This is a genomic window from Streptomyces sp. ADI95-17, from assembly GCF_003846175.1.
Lineage (GTDB): Bacteria > Actinomycetota > Actinomycetes > Streptomycetales > Streptomycetaceae > Streptomyces > Streptomyces sanglieri.
Genome location: NZ_ML123052.1, coordinates 1 through 16,251, shown reverse-complemented (window position 1 = coordinate 16,251; position 16,251 = coordinate 1). Strand labels below are relative to the sequence as shown.

General features: G+C 70.9%; 16 protein-coding genes. 3 read left to right on the top strand and 13 right to left on the bottom strand.

Annotation, left to right across the window (positions count from 1 at the left end):
- Window positions 1–96 precede the first annotated feature (96 nt).
- The 5 genes from EES42_RS37300 to EES42_RS37280 form a co-directional block, all read right to left on the bottom strand.
- Complete coding sequence (locus EES42_RS37300) at window positions 97–1,767, bottom strand: bifunctional uroporphyrinogen-III C-methyltransferase/uroporphyrinogen-III synthase (RefSeq protein WP_124722652.1); 1,671 nt, start codon at window positions 1,765–1,767, stop codon at window positions 97–99.
- A complete protein-coding gene (gene hemC, locus EES42_RS37295; protein WP_124722651.1) occupies window positions 1,764–2,750 on the bottom strand; it encodes a hydroxymethylbilane synthase in 987 nt (328 codons plus the stop codon). The genes EES42_RS37300 and hemC overlap by 4 nt, the downstream gene beginning before the upstream one ends.
- Complete coding sequence (locus EES42_RS37290; RefSeq protein ID WP_124722650.1) at window positions 2,747–4,240, bottom strand: glutamyl-tRNA reductase; 1,494 nt, start codon at window positions 4,238–4,240, stop codon at window positions 2,747–2,749. The genes hemC and EES42_RS37290 overlap by 4 nt, the downstream gene beginning before the upstream one ends.
- Entirely contained in the window at window positions 4,237–5,004 is a 768-nt protein-coding gene (locus tag EES42_RS37285; RefSeq protein ID WP_124722649.1) for a redox-sensing transcriptional repressor Rex, read from the bottom strand. The genes EES42_RS37290 and EES42_RS37285 overlap by 4 nt, the downstream gene beginning before the upstream one ends.
- Window positions 5,005–5,276: 272 nt before the next feature.
- Window positions 5,277–5,552 (bottom strand): glutaredoxin family protein, encoded by a 276-nt coding sequence (locus EES42_RS37280; protein WP_124722648.1) that lies wholly within the window; start codon window positions 5,550–5,552, stop codon window positions 5,277–5,279.
- A gap of 147 nt (window positions 5,553–5,699) precedes the next feature.
- Between EES42_RS37280 and EES42_RS37275 the strand changes: the two genes are divergently transcribed.
- The 3 genes from EES42_RS37275 (at window position 5,700) to EES42_RS37265 (ending at window position 9,217) form a co-directional block, all read left to right on the top strand.
- Window positions 5,700–6,653, top strand: a complete 954-nt coding sequence (locus EES42_RS37275) for an HAD family hydrolase (RefSeq protein ID WP_124722647.1) — start codon at window positions 5,700–5,702, stop codon at window positions 6,651–6,653.
- A gap of 372 nt (window positions 6,654–7,025) precedes the next feature.
- The gene (locus EES42_RS37270) at window positions 7,026–7,802 is read left to right on the top strand and encodes an ECF subfamily RNA polymerase sigma factor, BldN family (RefSeq protein ID WP_124722646.1); all 777 of its coding nucleotides are present in this window, start codon (window positions 7,026–7,028) and stop codon (window positions 7,800–7,802) included.
- Between the two features lie 224 nt (window positions 7,803–8,026).
- Window positions 8,027–9,217 (top strand): DUF5667 domain-containing protein, encoded by a 1,191-nt coding sequence (locus tag EES42_RS37265; RefSeq protein ID WP_124722645.1) that lies wholly within the window; start codon window positions 8,027–8,029, stop codon window positions 9,215–9,217.
- Window positions 9,218–9,323: 106 nt separating this feature from the next.
- Here the strand turns inward: EES42_RS37265 and EES42_RS37260 are convergent, their stop codons facing one another.
- From EES42_RS37260 to EES42_RS37225, 8 genes are all read right to left on the bottom strand, one after another.
- On the bottom strand, window positions 9,324–10,388 hold the full coding sequence (locus EES42_RS37260; RefSeq protein WP_124722644.1) for a lysophospholipid acyltransferase family protein: 1,065 nt from the start codon (window positions 10,386–10,388) through the stop codon (window positions 9,324–9,326).
- 15 nt (window positions 10,389–10,403) lie between these two features.
- Window positions 10,404–11,498: an NAD-dependent epimerase/dehydratase family protein gene (locus EES42_RS37255; RefSeq protein WP_124722643.1), complete on the bottom strand. Its 1,095-nt coding sequence runs from the start codon at window positions 11,496–11,498 to the stop codon at window positions 10,404–10,406.
- A gap of 210 nt (window positions 11,499–11,708) precedes the next feature.
- On the bottom strand, window positions 11,709–11,807 hold the full coding sequence (locus tag EES42_RS37250) for a 30S ribosomal protein bS22 (protein ID WP_003948845.1): 99 nt from the start codon (window positions 11,805–11,807) through the stop codon (window positions 11,709–11,711).
- A 110-nt stretch (window positions 11,808–11,917) separates the two neighbouring features.
- On the bottom strand, window positions 11,918–12,130 hold the full coding sequence (locus tag EES42_RS37245) for a helix-turn-helix domain-containing protein (protein WP_014046653.1): 213 nt from the start codon (window positions 12,128–12,130) through the stop codon (window positions 11,918–11,920).
- Between the two features lie 128 nt (window positions 12,131–12,258).
- The gene (locus tag EES42_RS37240; protein ID WP_124722641.1) at window positions 12,259–13,074 is read right to left on the bottom strand and encodes a phosphatase; all 816 of its coding nucleotides are present in this window, start codon (window positions 13,072–13,074) and stop codon (window positions 12,259–12,261) included.
- Between the two features lie 122 nt (window positions 13,075–13,196).
- On the bottom strand, window positions 13,197–14,369 hold the full coding sequence (locus tag EES42_RS37235) for an acetoin utilization protein AcuC (protein ID WP_124722640.1): 1,173 nt from the start codon (window positions 14,367–14,369) through the stop codon (window positions 13,197–13,199).
- The gene (locus EES42_RS37230; RefSeq protein WP_124722639.1) at window positions 14,338–15,543 is read right to left on the bottom strand and encodes an MFS transporter; all 1,206 of its coding nucleotides are present in this window, start codon (window positions 15,541–15,543) and stop codon (window positions 14,338–14,340) included. Before EES42_RS37230 ends, EES42_RS37235 begins: the two co-directional genes overlap by 32 nt.
- Window positions 15,544–15,585: 42 nt before the next feature.
- Window positions 15,586–16,230 carry an HAD family hydrolase gene (locus EES42_RS37225; protein ID WP_124722638.1) on the bottom strand — a complete coding sequence of 215 codons (645 nt, stop codon included), beginning with the start codon at window positions 16,228–16,230 and terminating at the stop codon, window positions 15,586–15,588.
- Between the last annotated feature and the right edge of the window lie 21 nt (window positions 16,231–16,251).

The window sequence follows — 16,251 nt, the reverse complement described above, 5'->3', positions numbered from 1 at the left end:
TGGGGTCGCGCGGAATCGGCCGGTCACGGCCGAGGGGCCCCGCCGCCGAAGCGACCGGGCCCCTCACACACTCCGGAACACGCTCGAACGCGCGTCTCAGGTCGTCGTACGGCGCCGCCGCGCACCGGGACGCCGCTCGCTCGGCCGCGTCACCGGGTCACCGGCCTCCTTCGCCGCCTCCCGGCGCCGCGCGCCGAACTCCGCGAGGGCCGCGGCCAGCTTGTGCACCGAGGGCTCCGGGGACAGGACGTCGACCCGCAGGCCGTGCTCCTCGGCGGTCTTCGCCGTCGCCGGGCCGATACACGCGATCACCGTCACGTTGTGCGGCTTGCCCGCGATGCCGACCAGGTTCCGCACGGTCGACGACGAGGTGAAGAGCACCGCGTCGAAACCGCCGCCCTTGATGGCCTCACGCGTGTCGGCGGGCGGCGGCGAGGCGCGGACCGTGCGGTACGCGGTGACGTCGTCGACCTCCCAGCCCAGCTCGATGAGCCCGGCCACCAGCGTCTCGGTGGCGATGTCGGCGCGCGGCAGGAAGACCCGGTCGATCGGGTCGAAGACCGGGTCGTACGGCGGCCAGTCCTCCAGCAGACCGGCGGCGGACTGCTCACCGGACGGCACCAGGTCCGGCTTCACACCGAAGTCGACGAGCGCGGCGGCGGTCTGCTCGCCCACGGCCGCGACCTTGATCCCGGCGAAGGCGCGGGCGTCGAGCCCGTACTCCTCGAACTTCTCCCGGACGGCCTTCACGGCGTTGACGCTGGTGAAGGCGATCCACTCGTAGCGGCCCGTGACCAGACCCTTGACCGCACGCTCCATCTGCTGGGGCGTACGGGGCGGCTCGACGGCGATCGTCGGGACCTCGTGCGGCACGGCACCGTAGGAACGAAGCTGGTCGGAGAGCGAAGCGGACTGCTCCTTCGTACGCGGTACGAGCACCTTCCAGCCGAACAGCGGCTTGGACTCGAACCACGCGAGCTGGTCGCGCTGGGCGGCGGAGCTGCGCTCACCGACCACGGCTATGACGGGCCGGTGACCCTCCGGCGACGGCAGCACCTTCGCCTGCTTCAGGACCTGGGCGATCGTCCCGAGGGTCGCCGTCCAGGTGCGCTGGCGGGTCGTCGTACCGGCGACCGTCACGGTCAGCGGGGTGTCGGGCTTGCGGCCCGCCGAGACCAGCTCACCGGCGGCCGCGGCCACCGAGTCGAGCGTCGTCGAGATGACGGCCGTGGCATCGCTCGCGCCGACCTCGGTCCAGCAGCGGTCGGAGGCGGTACGGGCGTCCACGAACCTGACGTCCGCACCCTGCGCGTCACGCAGCGGCACACCGGCGTACGCGGGCACACCCACGACGTTGGCGACGCCCGGCACGACCTCGAAGGGGATGCCGGCGGCGGCGCAGGCGAGCATCTCGGCACCCGCGTTCCCGTCCAGTCCCGGGTCGCCCGAGACGGCACGGACGACCCGCCTGCCGCCCCTCACCGCCTCCATGACAAGATTGGCCGCGTCCCTGAGAACGGGAACACCGGCGGCTGCTGACTGCGCGTCAACAACCGTCAGCTCAGGTGTGCTTACGCTTGCCCGCGCATGGCAGCGAACGACGCCGAGGACGTCCGGCTCGGCGACAAGGACGTCCGCGCTCGCAAGCGCCTCGACGGCGCGCAGAGTCAGCAGTCCCGGGTCGCCGGGACCGGCGCCGAGGAAGGTGACGTGCCCTTGTGCGGACAGGGCCGGAAAGTCGGATGCGGCGGGGCCGGTGGGGCTCAAAGTGCTCGCTCCCCCATAAGACCGGCCGCACCCTTGGCGAGCATCTCGGACGCGAGTTCGCGACCGAGGGCCGCCGCGTCGTCCTGCGACGTGGGAACGGGACCGGTGGTGGACAGCTGCACCAGCGAGGAACCGTCGGTGGAACCGACGACTCCGCGCAGGCGCAGTTCGTTGACAGCCTGTCCGTCGGCCAGGAAGTCGGCCAGCGCACCCACAGGTGCGGAGCAGCCGGCCTCCAGGGCGGCGAGCAGGGCACGCTCGGCGGTCACGGCGGCCCGGGTGTACGGGTCGTCGAGCTCGGCGAGCGCTGCGGCGAGGTCGGCGCTGGTCTCAGCGCACTCGATCGCCAGTGCTCCCTGGCCGGGAGCGGGCAGGACGGTGTCGACCGACAGGAAGTCGGTCACCTCACCGGTCCGGCCGAGGCGGCTGAGCCCGGCCGCGGCGAGTACCACCGCGTCCAGCTCACCGCTCCGGACAAATCCGATACGCGTATCGACGTTCCCCCGGATCGGCACGGTCTCGATGTCGAGGCCGTGGTTACGGGCGTACGCGTTGAGCTGCGCCATGCGGCGCGGCGAGCCGGTACCGATGCGGGCACCGGACGGCAGCTGCCCGAAGGTCAGCCCGTCCCGCGCCACCAGTACGTCGCGCGGGTCCTCGCGCACCGGCACGGCGGCCAGCACGAGGCCCTCGGGCTGCGCGGTCGGCAGGTCCTTGAGCGAGTGGACGGCGAAGTCCACCTCACCGCGCAGCAGCGCGTCGCGCAGCGCCGCGACGAACACACCGGTGCCGCCGATCTGCGCGAGGTGCTCCCGCGAGGTGTCGCCGTACGTGGTGATCTCGACGAGCTCGACGGCGCGCCCGGTCACCTCGCTGACGGCGTCGGCAACCATGCCGGACTGCGCCATGGCGAGCTTGCTGCGCCGGGTGCCGAGCCTCAGCGGCTTGTCGGCCCCCGCGACCGGGGTTGAGTTGTCGGTCATGACCGCCCTCGATTCGGGTCGTTCAGGTCTGCCCGGGAGACGGCGGCGACCGTCTGCGGGTCGAGGTCGAAGAGTTCCCGCAGCGCATCGGCGTACCCGGCGCCGCCGGGCTCGCTGGCGAGCTGCTTGACCCGCACGGTGGGCGCGTGCAGGAGTTTGTCGACGACGCGGCGCACGGTCTGCGTGATCTCGGCGCGCTGCTTCTCGTCCAGGTCGGGGAGGCGTCCGTCCAGTCGCGCGATCTCGCCCGCGACCACTCCGGCGGCCATCGTGCGCAGCGCGACGACGGTCGGGGTGATGTGGGCGGCGCGCTGGGCGGCGCCGAAGGCGGCGACCTCGTCGGCGACGATGGTGCGCACCTGGTCCACGTCGGCGGCCATCGGGGCGTCCGCCGACGCCTCCGCGAGCGACTCGATGTCGACGAGGCGCACACCGTCGAGCCGGGCGGCCCCGCCGTCGATGTCACGCGGCATCGCGAGGTCGAGCAGGGCCAGGCGTACGGGGCCGGCGCCCTGGGCGGGCACGGTGGCCCGGCGGACCGCCTGGCGCACCGCGCTGCCGTTCTCCACCCAGGCGGCGTGCCGGTCGGCGTCGGCCGGGGCGGGAGCGGGCACCGCGGGTGCGGCGGGCGTCTCGGCGGCGTCGTCGATGTCCAGTCCGAGCGCGGTGGCGACGGCCTCCGCGGTCAGCACCAGACCGGTGGCGCCGGTGCAGGAGACGACGACGTCGGCACGTGTCAGTTCGTCGCGGACCGCGGCCATCTCCACGGCACGGGCGGCCACGCCCGTGCCTCCGGGCTGGACCAGGATCTCGACGAGCCGGTCGGCGCGGGCACGGGTCCGGTTGGCGACGACGATCTCGGCGACACCGGTACGGGCCAGGGTGGCGGCGGCGAGCGAGGACATCGAGCCCGCGCCGATCACCAGCGCGCGCTTGCCCGCGGCCCAGTCGGCGACGTCCGCACCGGCCGCGAGCTGTTCGAGACCGAAGGTGACGAGCGACTGCCCGGCCCGGTCGATCCCGGTCTCGCTGTGAGCCCGCTTGCCGACCCGCAGGGCCTGCTGGAACAGGTCGTTCAGCAGCCGGCCGGCGGTGTGGAGCTCCTGCCCCAGCGCCAGCGCGTCCTTGATCTGGCCGAGGATCTGCCCCTCGCCGACGACCATCGAGTCCAGCCCGCACGCCACCGAGAAGAGGTGGTGGACGGCCCGGTCCTCGTAGTGCACATAGAGATACGGAGTGAGCTCGTCCAGCCCGACGCCGCTGTGCTGGGCGAGGAGCGTGGACAGCTCCGCGACGCCCGCGTGGAACTTGTCCACGTCGGCGTACAGCTCGATGCGGTTGCAGGTGGCCAGCACGGCGGCCTCGACCGCGGGCTCCGCGGCGAGCGTGTCCTGGAGCAGCTTGGCCTGCGCCTCGGCGGGCAGCGAGGCCCGCTCCAGTACGGAGACCGGGGCACTGCGGTGGCTCAGTCCTACGACGAGAAGACTCATGCCGGCATCACGGCGGGCATGTCCCCGTCGGGTCCCTTCCGGCTGCCGGAGGCCGAGCGCACCGGGGGTGCGGCCGGGTCCGGGCTGCTCTCGGTGGTGTCCTCGCCGGCCTTGCGCTGCTCGTGGAAGGCGAGGATCTGGAGCTCGATGGAGAGGTCGACCTTGCGGACGTCGACACCGTCGGGCACGGACAGCACGGTCGGCGCGAAGTTCAGGATGGAGGTGACGCCCGCCGCGACGAGCCGGTCGCAGACCTGCTGCGCGGCACCGGCCGGGGTCGAGATGACACCGATCGACACGCCGTTGTCACCGACGATCCGCTCCAGTTCGTCGGCGTGCTGCACGGGGATGCCCGCGACCGGCGTTCCGGCCATCGCGGGGTCGGCGTCGATCAGTGCGGCGACCCGGAAACCGCGGGAGGCGAAGCCGCCGTAGTTGGCGAGCGCGGCGCCGAGGTTACCGATACCGACGATCACGACCGGCCAGTCCTGGGTGAGCCCGAGTTCGCGGGAGATCTGGTACACGAGATACTCGACGTCGTAGCCGACGCCGCGCGTCCCGTACGAGCCGAGGTAGCTGAAGTCCTTGCGCAGCTTGGCGGAATTGACCCCCGCCGCCGCGGCGAGTTCCTCGGACGAGACCGTGGGTACCGAGCGCTCGGAGAGCGCGGTCAGTGCGCGCAGATACAGCGGAAGTCGGGCGACGGTGGCCTCGGGAATTCCTCGGCTACGGGTCGCCGGTCGGTGAGTTCGGCCAGTTGCCACGGTGCTCCTGCGGGATGAGCGGGGCTGCAGGCGGCCGTATTTCCCAAGACCGCCCCGTCGAATGCAGGCTATGTCTTTGTGAACACGTGCACAAAGATAGTGTCCGTTTTGTCCGGTCAAAGTGACCGGGGTCACGCACATTCGTCGCGCGATCCCGGAACCAAGGATCGCATCAGCCCGTTGCGGGCCCGAAGGGGGCAAAGCGGCACACACTCCTCACAGCCACTCCCCCGAGAGCACTCAAAACGCCCACGATGGTAACCGTCTTTCGCTCACGACCCCAGTGCCGCGCGCAGCCTCGCCGGGTCCACCCGCCAGAACGTGTGCTGTTCGTCATCGATCAGCACCACCGGAATCTGCTCCCAGTACTCCCGGTGCAGCTCCTCGTCCACGGTGATGTCCTTCTCCTCCCAGGACGCGCCGGTCTCCTCGCACACTTCCCGCACCACCCGCCTCGCGTCGTCGCAGAGGTGACATCCGGGCTTCCCGACCAGGGTCACCACGCGGTCCGCGGGCTTCTTCTTCGTACGTCGAAACAGGGCACTCATGCCTTCATTCTGCGCCGGGAGGGAAACTGTTCCGCCCTTGATCCGGTACGCCCGGAATCACCCGTTTAACAAATCGGCAGCCGAGAGTTCACGCCGCGGCATCCCGGCAGGTCGGGAAGGGCCGAACCGACTGGCTATGCTCACGACATGGCCGCTCTTGGATGGCTCACACCCCGTAGGCGCCCCGCGACAGCACGGAGCGTGCTGGCCGGCGAGGCAGCAGCTGAGGCAGCGCGGAAATCCACCCTCCCCGACGAACAGCCCCCCGGCACCGAGCAGGGCGCCGCCGCGAAGGCGGAGGCCGAGGAGGCACCCTTCCCCGTCGTCGGTGACGAACGGGCCGCCGCCTTCTTCGACCTGGACAACACCGTCATGCAGGGCGCGGCGATCTTCCACTTCGGCCGCGGCCTGTACAAGCGGAAGTTCTTCCAGCGCCGCGAGCTGACCCGGTTCGCCTGGCAGCAGGCCTGGTTCAGACTGGCGGGCGTCGAGGACCCGGAACACATGCAGGACGCCCGCGACAGCGCCCTGTCCATCGTCAAGGGACACCGGGTCTCCGAGCTGATGTCCATCGGCGAGGAGATCTACGACGAGTACATGGCCGACCGCATCTGGCCCGGCACCCGGGCCCTCGCCCAGGCCCACCTCGACGCCGGGCAGCGCGTCTGGCTGGTCACCGCGGCCCCGGTGGAGACCGCCACGATCATCGCCCGCCGGCTCGGCCTGACCGGCGCGCTCGGCACGGTCGCCGAATCCGTCGGCGGCGTCTACACCGGCCGGCTGGTCGGCGAGCCGCTGCACGGCCCCGCGAAGGCCGAGGCGGTCCGCGCCCTGGCCGCGGCCGAGGGCCTGGATCTCGACCGCTGCGCGGCGTACAGCGATTCGCACAACGACATCCCGATGCTGTCCCTGGTCGGACACCCGTACGCGATCAACCCGGACGCCAAGCTCCGCAAACACGCCCGCGCGCTCGACTGGCGGCTGCGGGACTACCGGACGGGCCGCAAGGCGGCCAAGGTCGGCATCCCGGCCGCGGCCGGCGTCGGCGCGATCGCGGGCGGCACCGCGGCCGCCGTCGCCCTGCACCGCCGCCGCCGCTGACCCGGCCTCCGCCCCGCCCCGCGCCGCCCGGCCCCGCCGGGGGCCGGGTCGGCCACGCCCGGACCCCGCCGGCCGATCGGGACCCCTTACCCACGGACCGCTCCGGCCAGTCGCCTTGCTCGCACACGACCACAACCCGTCGCCCCGACAGGCAGATAGCGAAGTAATTCGATCAATAAACGATCACGATGTGCTACTTGATGCGTCGTTTAGTCGCTACAGAAGCGACGTAATCGATGATTTGAGCAACTGGGTGTAGCACTGCCTGTACGAAGCGTTATTCTCCTCAGACGCATTCCGGAACCCACCACTCACTACGACGAGTGACGGTTTCGCACTGCACGTGATGGAAGCTCTGCCTCTGGGAGTCCCGTGTACCCACACGTCGGGGTTGACACCTCGGGCCTGGCTACGCTGCGCGCATCGGTCGCCGACCGCTTGCGCGGCTTCGTCCCCACCGCGTACGCCGTACCCGCATTTGCCGCCCCTGCACCTGCCGGCCCCTGCTACGCCATGGCCGAACGCAGTGCGGCGGTCGGAAGACGCAGCAACCGCGGCGCAACGACCACGTCCACCGTTCGTCGGCCCACCGCCGACAGCGACAGCGCGCGCATGATGGATCTCGTCGAGCGCGCACAGGCCGGCGAGGCCGACGCCTTCGGCCGCCTCTACGACCAGTACAGCGACACCGTCTACCGATACATCTACTACCGCGTGGGCGGCAAGGCGACGGCGGAGGACCTCACCAGTGAGACCTTCCTGCGCGCCCTGCGCCGCATCTCCACGTTCACCTGGCAGGGCCGCGACTTCGGCGCCTGGCTGGTCACCATCGCCCGCAATCTGGTCGCCGACCACTTCAAGTCCAGCCGCTTCCGGCTGGAAGTGACCACCGGCGAAATGCTCGACGCCAACGAGGTCGAGCGCAGTCCCGAGGACTCCGTCCTGGAGTCCCTCTCCAACGCCGCGCTGCTCCAGGCCGTGCGCCGGCTCAACCCCCAGCAGCAGGAGTGCGTGACCCTGCGCTTCCTGCAGGGCCTCTCGGTCGCCGAGACCGCCCGGGTCATGGGCAAGAACGAGGGCGCGATCAAGACCCTTCAGTACCGCGCCGTCCGTACGCTGGCCCGGCTCCTCCCGGATGATGCCCGCTGACCACACCCCCGGCCGAGTCACTCTCGGCGACGCCCCCGTCACGAACTGGTCCGATCATCCTTCGTGCGTAACCCAAGTGCCGCGCCCCTCGTTGTGCCGGTTGCAGGCCCCCTGTCGTCACCCCATGTCCGCCGACACTCACTCATTCGTGTGGAAGCGCTCAAGGTGTGCAACCTTCCGGACCCCAGGGGAGTCGACCGTCATGACGAGAGGAGGTGCCGCCAGTGATCGCAAACGTTTCGGCACACCGGCGGGCGAACGCCTTCGCCCAGGCCCTGGAGGAGCAGTCGCTCCGCGGTGCGGCGGCCGCACAGCCCGAGGAACCGGCCGAACCGGCCGACCACGGACCGTTGCTGGCCCTGGCGAACGGCCTCGGTGAGGTACCGAGGCCGGAGTTGGATCCCGAGGTCAAAGTGGTGCAGCGAGCCCAGCTCGTCGCCGCCATGGAGGCCATGTTCACCCAGGGCGGTGCGTCCGCGGGCCCTACGGTGCCCGAACAGCGGGCCAAGGGAGCCCACCGGGCCTCCCCGCTCCGGAAATTGCGTCCGCGTTCACGCTGGACGAAGGGCCTCGCGGCCGGCGGGCTCACCGTCGGTGTGGCGGCGGGCGCCTTCGGCGGAGTGGCCGCTGCCAGTTCCGACGCCCTGCCGGGTGATTCGCTGTACGGGCTCAAGCGCGGCATGGAGGACATCCACCTCGGCATGGCCAGCGGCGACGCCGACCGCGGCGAGGCCTACCTGGACCAGGCGTCCACCCGGCTCAGCGAGGCCCGCCGGCTGATGGAACGCGCCCGCTCCGGCGACCTGGACCACGAACAGCTCGGCGAGGTCAGGCGCACGCTCAACGGCATGATGCACGACGCCGGCGAGGGCCACCGCCTGCTCCACTCCGCCTACCGGCAGAACGGCGCCATCGGCCCCATCCAGACCCTGGACTCCTTCTCCCGCTCGCACCGCGACAGCTGGAGCAGCCTCCGCGACCGGCTCCCCGTGCAGCTGACGGACGTCGGCGACCAGGTCAGCTCGGTCTTCGACGCCATAGACGAAGAGGTCCAGCCGCTCCAGTCACTGCTGCCCCGCACCCCGGACAGCAGCGGCGACGCCCGGCGGTCGGGCACCACCGAACGGGGCACCCGCCCCTCGCACACCGCCCCCTCCGCGCCCACGTCGCCGGAGGCCTCCCAGGGCCGTACGGGCGACAGCGCCTCGCCGCACCCCTCGGGATCGGGCAGCGCCTCGTCCGAGGGCCTGATCAGCGGCACGGACGGCCTGTTCGGCACCCCGCCCCCCGGCACCGTCCCGTCCAACGACGGCCGGGTCAGCACCCCGCCCACCCCGGACGTGACCCTCCCGCCGCTCCTCCCCGGCCTCCTCCCGGGCCTGGGTATCAACGGCGAGGACCTGAAGAACGACTAGCGCCACCCCGTACAACGACCAGTGCCACCTCATACGCGGAGGGGGACGGACTCGGTGAGCCCGTCCCCCTCCGTGTGCCGGCACGCCGTGCGTACCGGCACCGCCCTCAGAAGAACACCGACCGCCGCTGCACCAGCAGCTTGTACAGCGTGTGCTGGATCTGCTCCCGCACCTGATCCGTCAGGTTGAACATCAGCATCGGATCCTCCGCCGCCTCCACCGGATACCCGCTGGTGGAGATCGGCTCCCCGAACTGGATCGTCCACTTCGTCGGCAGCGGCACCGCCCCGAGCGGCCCGAGCCACGGGAACGTCGGCGTGATCGGGAAGTACGGGAAGCCCAGCAGCCGCGCCAGCGTCTTCGAGTTGCCGATCATCGGGTAGATCTCCTCCGCCCCCACGATCGAGCACGGAATGATCGGCACCCCGGCCCGCAGCGCCGTGGACACGAAGCCGCCCCGCCCGAAGCGCTGCAACTTGTACCGCTCCCCGAACGGCTTCCCGATGCCCTTGAACCCCTCCGGCATCACCCCGACGACCTCACCCCGCCGCAGCAGCCGCTCCGCGTCCTCCGCACAGGCCAGCGTGTGCCCGGCCTTGCGGGCCAGCTCGTTCACCACCGGCAGCATGAAGACGAGATCAGCGGCGAGCAGCCGCAGATGCCGGCCCGCCGGATGGTTGTCGTGCACCGCGACCTGGAGCATCAGCCCGTCCAGCGGGAGCGTCCCCGAGTGGTTGGACACGATGAGCGCCCCGCCCTCGGACGGGATGTTCTCGATGCCCTTCACCTCGACCCGGAAGTACTTCTCGTACACCGGCCGGAGCATCGACATCAGGACCTGATCGGTCAGTTCCTCGTCGTAGCCGAACTCGTCGACGTCGTACTCACCGGTGACCCGCCGCCGCAGGAACGCGAGCCCGCCGGCGATCCGCCGGTCCCAGCCGCCGCGCCCGTCGGGCTCCACGCCCTGCTGCCCGGCCCGCTGAGGCCCCTGGGGCTGCTTCGAGGCGTCCTGCTGCCCGGGCAGGGCGCTCACGGCCGCGGTCCCCACCGCGGAGGCCGCCGTGGGCCCCCGGCCACCGCCCCCCGAGGGGCGGCGCCGTGCGGGGCGCGCCGGACCGCCCGTCCGCGAACGGTCGTCGTCGAACGGAATGACCTTGGCATCCGCCATCGTCGATGCGCTCCTCTACCTGGCGCTGGGGGCCGGCTCGGTGTCGCCGGCCCCGGTGATCCCCGCGGCATCGCCGCCCGCCGCGGCGAACGGCATCGCGGCAAGTCGGTCGACGGCCCTGCCCACCGCCTCGGGCGGCAGCAGTCCGGGCCCCTGACTGCCGGCGAACTCCGCGAACGTCTCCGCGGTACTGAACCGGGGGTGGAAGCCGAGGGTCTCGCGCATCTGCACGGTGGAGACCACCCGGCCGTGGGTGAGCAGCCGGATCTGCTCCGGCGAGAAGTCCGTCATGCCGACCGTACGCAGCGCCTGGCCGACCCAGGTGACCGCGGGCAGCAGCAACGGCATCGTCGGCCGCCCCAGCCGCCGCGAGCACTGCGAGAGCAGCAGCACCCCGTCCCCGGCGATGTTGAACGTGCCGCTGTTCAGCGTCCCGCGCCGCGGCTCACCGGACGCGACGCCCAGGACGTCGACGACATCGTCCTCGTGCACGAACTGGAGCCTCGGGTCGTATCCGAACACCGTCGGCAGCACGGGCAGCGACAGATAGTCGGCCAGCGGCGAATCGGCCTGCGGTCCGAGGATGTTCGCGAACCTGAGCACGCACACGGCCACGTCCGGCCTGCGGCGCGCGAAGCCCCGTACGTACCCCTCGACCTCCACCGCGTCCTTGGCGAAGCCCCCGCTGGGCAGGGACTTGGGCGGGGTGGTCTCGGTGAAGACCGCCGGGTCACGGGGCGCCGAGCCGTACACGTTCGTACTGGACTTGACCACCAGCCGCCGCACGCTGGGCGCCTTCTGACAGGCGCCCAGCAGCTGCATGGTGCCGATGACGTTGGTCTCCTTGACCGTCGTCCGGCCGCCCGTGCCGACCGCCTTGGCCGAGACGTCCAGATGCACCACCGTGTCGACGGAGTGCTCGGCGAGGACTCGTGCGATCGCGGGCTGGCGGATGTCCGCCGTCACGAAATCGGCGTCGCCCAGCCCGTGTCCGGGCGCGACCGCGTCGACGGCGATCACCCGGTCCACACCCGGATCACGCTGGATGCGCCGCACGAAGCGGCCGCCCAGCTGCCGGGCCGCTCCCGTGACCAGCACGACCTTCCCCAAGATCAGCGCCTTCCGTCGAAAGGTTTCCCCTGGCCGTCACCGTAGCGGGTGGATGTTGCCCTGTGATGACCGCGCGGCGGCCTTCCTGCAAGTCTTTGGCCCGAATGCGGGCGACCGCGGAGGTGACCCCCGGTGCGGCTGCCCCCGCAACGCACCGCAGCCCTCCCGCCGGAACGGCGGGAGGGCTGCGGTTTCACGAACAGCGTTCGCTTACTTCTTGTTGCGACGCTGAACGCGCGTGCGCTTGAGCAGCTTGCGGTGCTTCTTCTTGGCCATCCGCTTGCGCCGCTTCTTGATAACAGAGCCCACGACTACCCTCGCTCACTTCTTCTTCACTGGTGCGGGGCGTCTGGGCCCACACGACCTACGTCGGCCTAGCCTACCCGCCAGCGCGTGAGGGGCGTAATCCGAGGTGAACCTCAGGCGGACTCCACCCCCACAAAGGACTCGCGGAGATACTCGTGAACCGCTTGCTCCGGAACCCGGAAGGACCTGCCCACCCGGATCGCCGGCAGATGACCGCTGTGCACCAAGCGGTACACGGTCATCTTCGACACTCTCATGACCGAGGCGACTTCCGCCACGGTCAGAAACTTGACCTCGTTGAGAGGCCTCTCGCTGCCAGCAGCCATGACCCACCTGTACCTTCCGCACGAGACGCCCACCGGCTTCCCCTCCGGTGACTCTTCGTCGCTGTGCGCTCACTCCCCAGATTAGGGGCGGGTGATGCGAGTGGGGAAGAGGTGAGACGATCGACCGCCTACCGTGACAGAAACGCCCGATTGAGTACATAGCGCGTCAGCGGCCGGTAGTACGCGGACGGCACCCCGTCATCGAGCGGCACGGCGACCGCCACCCGCCCCTCCGCCTCTCCGACGAACAGCGCGGGATCGTCCGTATCGGCGAGACCGATCGCCTCAATGCCCAGCTGACCTGCCCCGCAGACCCAGCCGTGGTCCCCGACGACCAGCTCCGGCAACCGTCCACGACCCTCCGCCGCCGCCTCCAGCACGACCCTGACCGGCAGCGGGGAATGGGTATGTGCGCCGGTGTCACCACCGCGCGACCGCACGCCGGGTTCGCGCACCATCGCGACTCCCCGTACGTAGTCGAGACTGCACGTGCGTACGCCGAACCGGGTCGTTATGTCGATACATCGCCCCTGCGCGGGAGTGAGTACGGAGCACCCCGCCGCCGACATGGCGTCTGCCAGCGCTGCGTAGAAACCGAGCAGCCGGTGCGGATGACCGGTCCCGAACAGCACCGGCGCCCGCCGGACCGCCGCATACGAGAGCCGCTCGGCGAAGGCGTCCAGACCTGCCAGGGTCCGCTCAGGATCGATCACGTCCGGCCCCGAGACATGAGCGGGATCGTCCGAGACCCCGCACCTGTCGGCCATCAGCCGGAGCAGATCCTGCTCCGCCCAGCCACGCCCGGGGTCGAGACCGAGCGTCACCCGCGGATCCCGGGCCGCGAAGAGCCGATAGCTCCGCAGACTCACCTCCCGCGAGGTGGCCACGGGCCCGGCCAGCCGGGCCGCCAGCAGATGCGCACGCAGCGCTCCGGTGCTCAACACCCCACCGATGCTCCCCCAATCACCCGGACGGGGGGCCGGAAGCCCGGTTACGCCCCACAGTTGGCGTAACCATTACGCGCCACCGTACGGAAACGGCCGCACCGCGACCGCCCCCGCCCGGCTCAGGTCAGCAGCCCCCGCAAGGGGAACGCCGCCCGCCGCGTCGCCAGCACCGCCTGGTCCAGCCGGTCCGCGGGGTCGTACCCCTCCTCCCACGACTTCCAGGAAGGCGTACGGCCGTCCGTCATCCGGGCCGGCCCCAACTGCCGCGTCCGGGCGTAGACCTCGTCCCGCCACGACGACGGGATCACCGACTCCGGGTCGACCGGCGCATGCGCGGCGATCCCCACCAGATGCGTCCAGGACCGCGGCACCACATCGACCACCGCGTAGCCGCCCCCGCCGAGGGCCACCCAGCGACCGCCCTCCACGTGCTCATGGGCGAGGTCGTGACAGGCCGACATCACCGCGCGCTGCGCGTCCAGCGACACCGCGAGATGGGCGAGCGGGTCCTCGAAATGCGTATCGGCCCCGTGCTGGCTCACCAGCACCTGCGGCCGGAAGTCCGCCAGCAGCTCCGGCACCACCGCATGGAACGCCCGCAGCCACCCCGCGTCCCCCGTACCGGCCGGCAGCGCCACATTCACCGCACTGCCCTCGCCCGCCCCGGAGCCGGTCTCCTCCGGCCAGCCGGTCTGCGGGAAGAGCGTCCGCGGGTGCTCGTGCAGCGAGATGGTCAGGACCCTCGGGTCCTCCCAGAAGGCCGCCTGTACCCCGTCCCCGTGGTGCACGTCCACATCGACGTACGCGACCCGCTCGGCACCCAGCTCCAGCATCCGCGCGATGGCGAGCGCCGGGTCGTTGTAGACGCAGAACCCCGCCGCGCCGCCCGGCATGGCGTGGTGCAGCCCGCCCGTGAAGTTCACGGCGTGCGCGGTGTCCCCGCGCCACACCGCCTCGGCCGCCGCCACCGACTGCCCGGCGATCAGCGCCGAGGCCTCGTGCATCCCGGCGAACGCCGGATCGTCCACGGTCCCGAGCCCGTACTTCTGATCGGCGTGCTTCGGATCCGCCGAGGCGGCCCGCACCGCGGCCACATAGTCCTCGCGGTGCACCAGCCGCAGCGTGGAATCCCCGGCGGGCTTGGCCGACACCACGTCCACCGCGCCGTCGAGCCCGAACGCCCGGACCAGCCCCATGGTCAGGGCGAGCCTGACGGGGTCCATCGGATGACTTTCCCCGAAGTCGTATCCCGTTACTGCGTCATCCCACATCAACTGTGCGCGGCCGCTCATGCCCGCCACCGTATCGGGCCGACTCCGTGCCGAACGACTTGGCGTACACCAGCGTCGCGAGCACCAGCACCATCGGTACGAGCATCGCCCCGCGGTAGCTCCAGGCGTCCCCGAGCGCCCCCACCAAGGGCGATCCCACCAGGAATCCCACGTAGTTGAAGACGTTCAGCCGGGCGATGGCCGTATCGCTCGCCCCGGGGAACATCCGCCCGGCGGCGGCGAAGGTCTGCGGCACGATCACGCAGAGCCCGAGCCCGAGCATGGTGAATCCGAGCATCCCGATCCACGCCCCACCGGCCACCGCCACCACGGCGAACCCGGCGGCGGCCAGCACACTCCCGAACCGCACCACGGCCACGGCCCCGAACCGCCGCACCCCGAGGTCCCCCACGGCCCGCCCCAGCAGGGTCGTCACCATGTAGACGTTGTACGGAACGGTCGACAGCTGCTCCGAGCTCCCCAGCACGTCCTGCAGATACTTGGCGCTCCAGTTGGAGACCGTCGAGTCCCCGATGTACGCGAAGCTCATCACCAGACAGAGCGGCATCAGCAGCTTGAAGGAGACCGAGGCCGCCCCCTTGCCCTGCGCCCCGCCCGCCTCCGAGTCCGGCTCCGCGCCCTCGGCGTACCACCGGCTCCCGATGAGCGCTACGGGCAGCAGCACGACGACCGCCGGCAGGTAGGAGGCCAGCAGCGAGAGGTCCCAGTGCGCCCCGGCCCAGGCCATGGACGCCCCGGCGATCCCGCCCAGGCTGTACGCGGCGTGGAACCCGAGCATGATGGATCGCCCGTAGGCCCGCTGGAGGCTGACGCCCATCATGTTCATGGAAGCGTCGAGCGCCCCGACGGAGAGCCCGAACACGCCCAGCGCCAGGGCCGCCTCCCACAGCGCGTTCCCGGCGCCGGCGCAGAGCAGCGCGAGCATCACGACGGGCTGCGCCCACCTCAGCACGGCCCTGGGCCGCACCCGCACGACCACCTTCTCGGTGACCACACTGCCGACCCCGGCCAGGATGGGCACCGCGGCCAGGAAGACGGGCAGCAGCCCGTCGGATATCCCGTACTGGTCCTGAAGGGCGGGAATCCGCGTCACCAGCAAAGCGAAGGTGACTCCCTGCACGAAGAAACTCACCGCGAGGGAGGACCTGCCGTGCCGCAAACGAGCATCTGTCATGGCCGCGAGCGTAGGGCCAGTCTCTACCCGTGGGTAGATGGATCAGGCCAGCAATTCCCGGAGTTGGCTCATGTCGGAGAAGTGCCCGGTGACCCCGGAGAGCCGGTCCGCCGGCATCATCGACGTAAACCCGTACACATCCATCCCGGCGGCCTTGGCCGCTTCCACTCCGAGCGGGCTGTCCTCGATGACGACGCAACGCTCGGGAGGTACGCCCATCCGCTCGGCGGCGCGCAGGAACAGGTCGGGTGCCGGCTTTCCCCGCCCGACGTCCTCCGCGCTGAAGATCCACTCCTCCTCGAACCACTGGTCGAGCCCGGTCTTGCGATGCCCGACCCGGATCCGCTCGTGGTTGCCGGAGGACGCCACACAGTACGGAACCCCGTCGGCCACGAGCTTGCCCAGTACGTCCTCGACCCCGGCCACCGGTTCCAGCTCCTGCTCGAACGCGGCGAAGATCCGTGAGTGGAGCGTCTCGTCGAAGTCCGCGGGCAGCTTCTCCCCGGTCCGTTCCTCGACGAGATCGTGCACCCGGTGCACGGCGGCCCCCATGTAGTCCCGAAGGCTCTCCTGGTACGAGGTGGGGTGACCGAGCTCCGTGAGGTACTCGGCCAGGATGGTGTTGGAGATCGGCTCGCTGTCCACGAGCACACCGTCGTTGTCGAAGATGACCAGTTCGTAGCGCATGGTTCGAGCCTAGACGTTCGG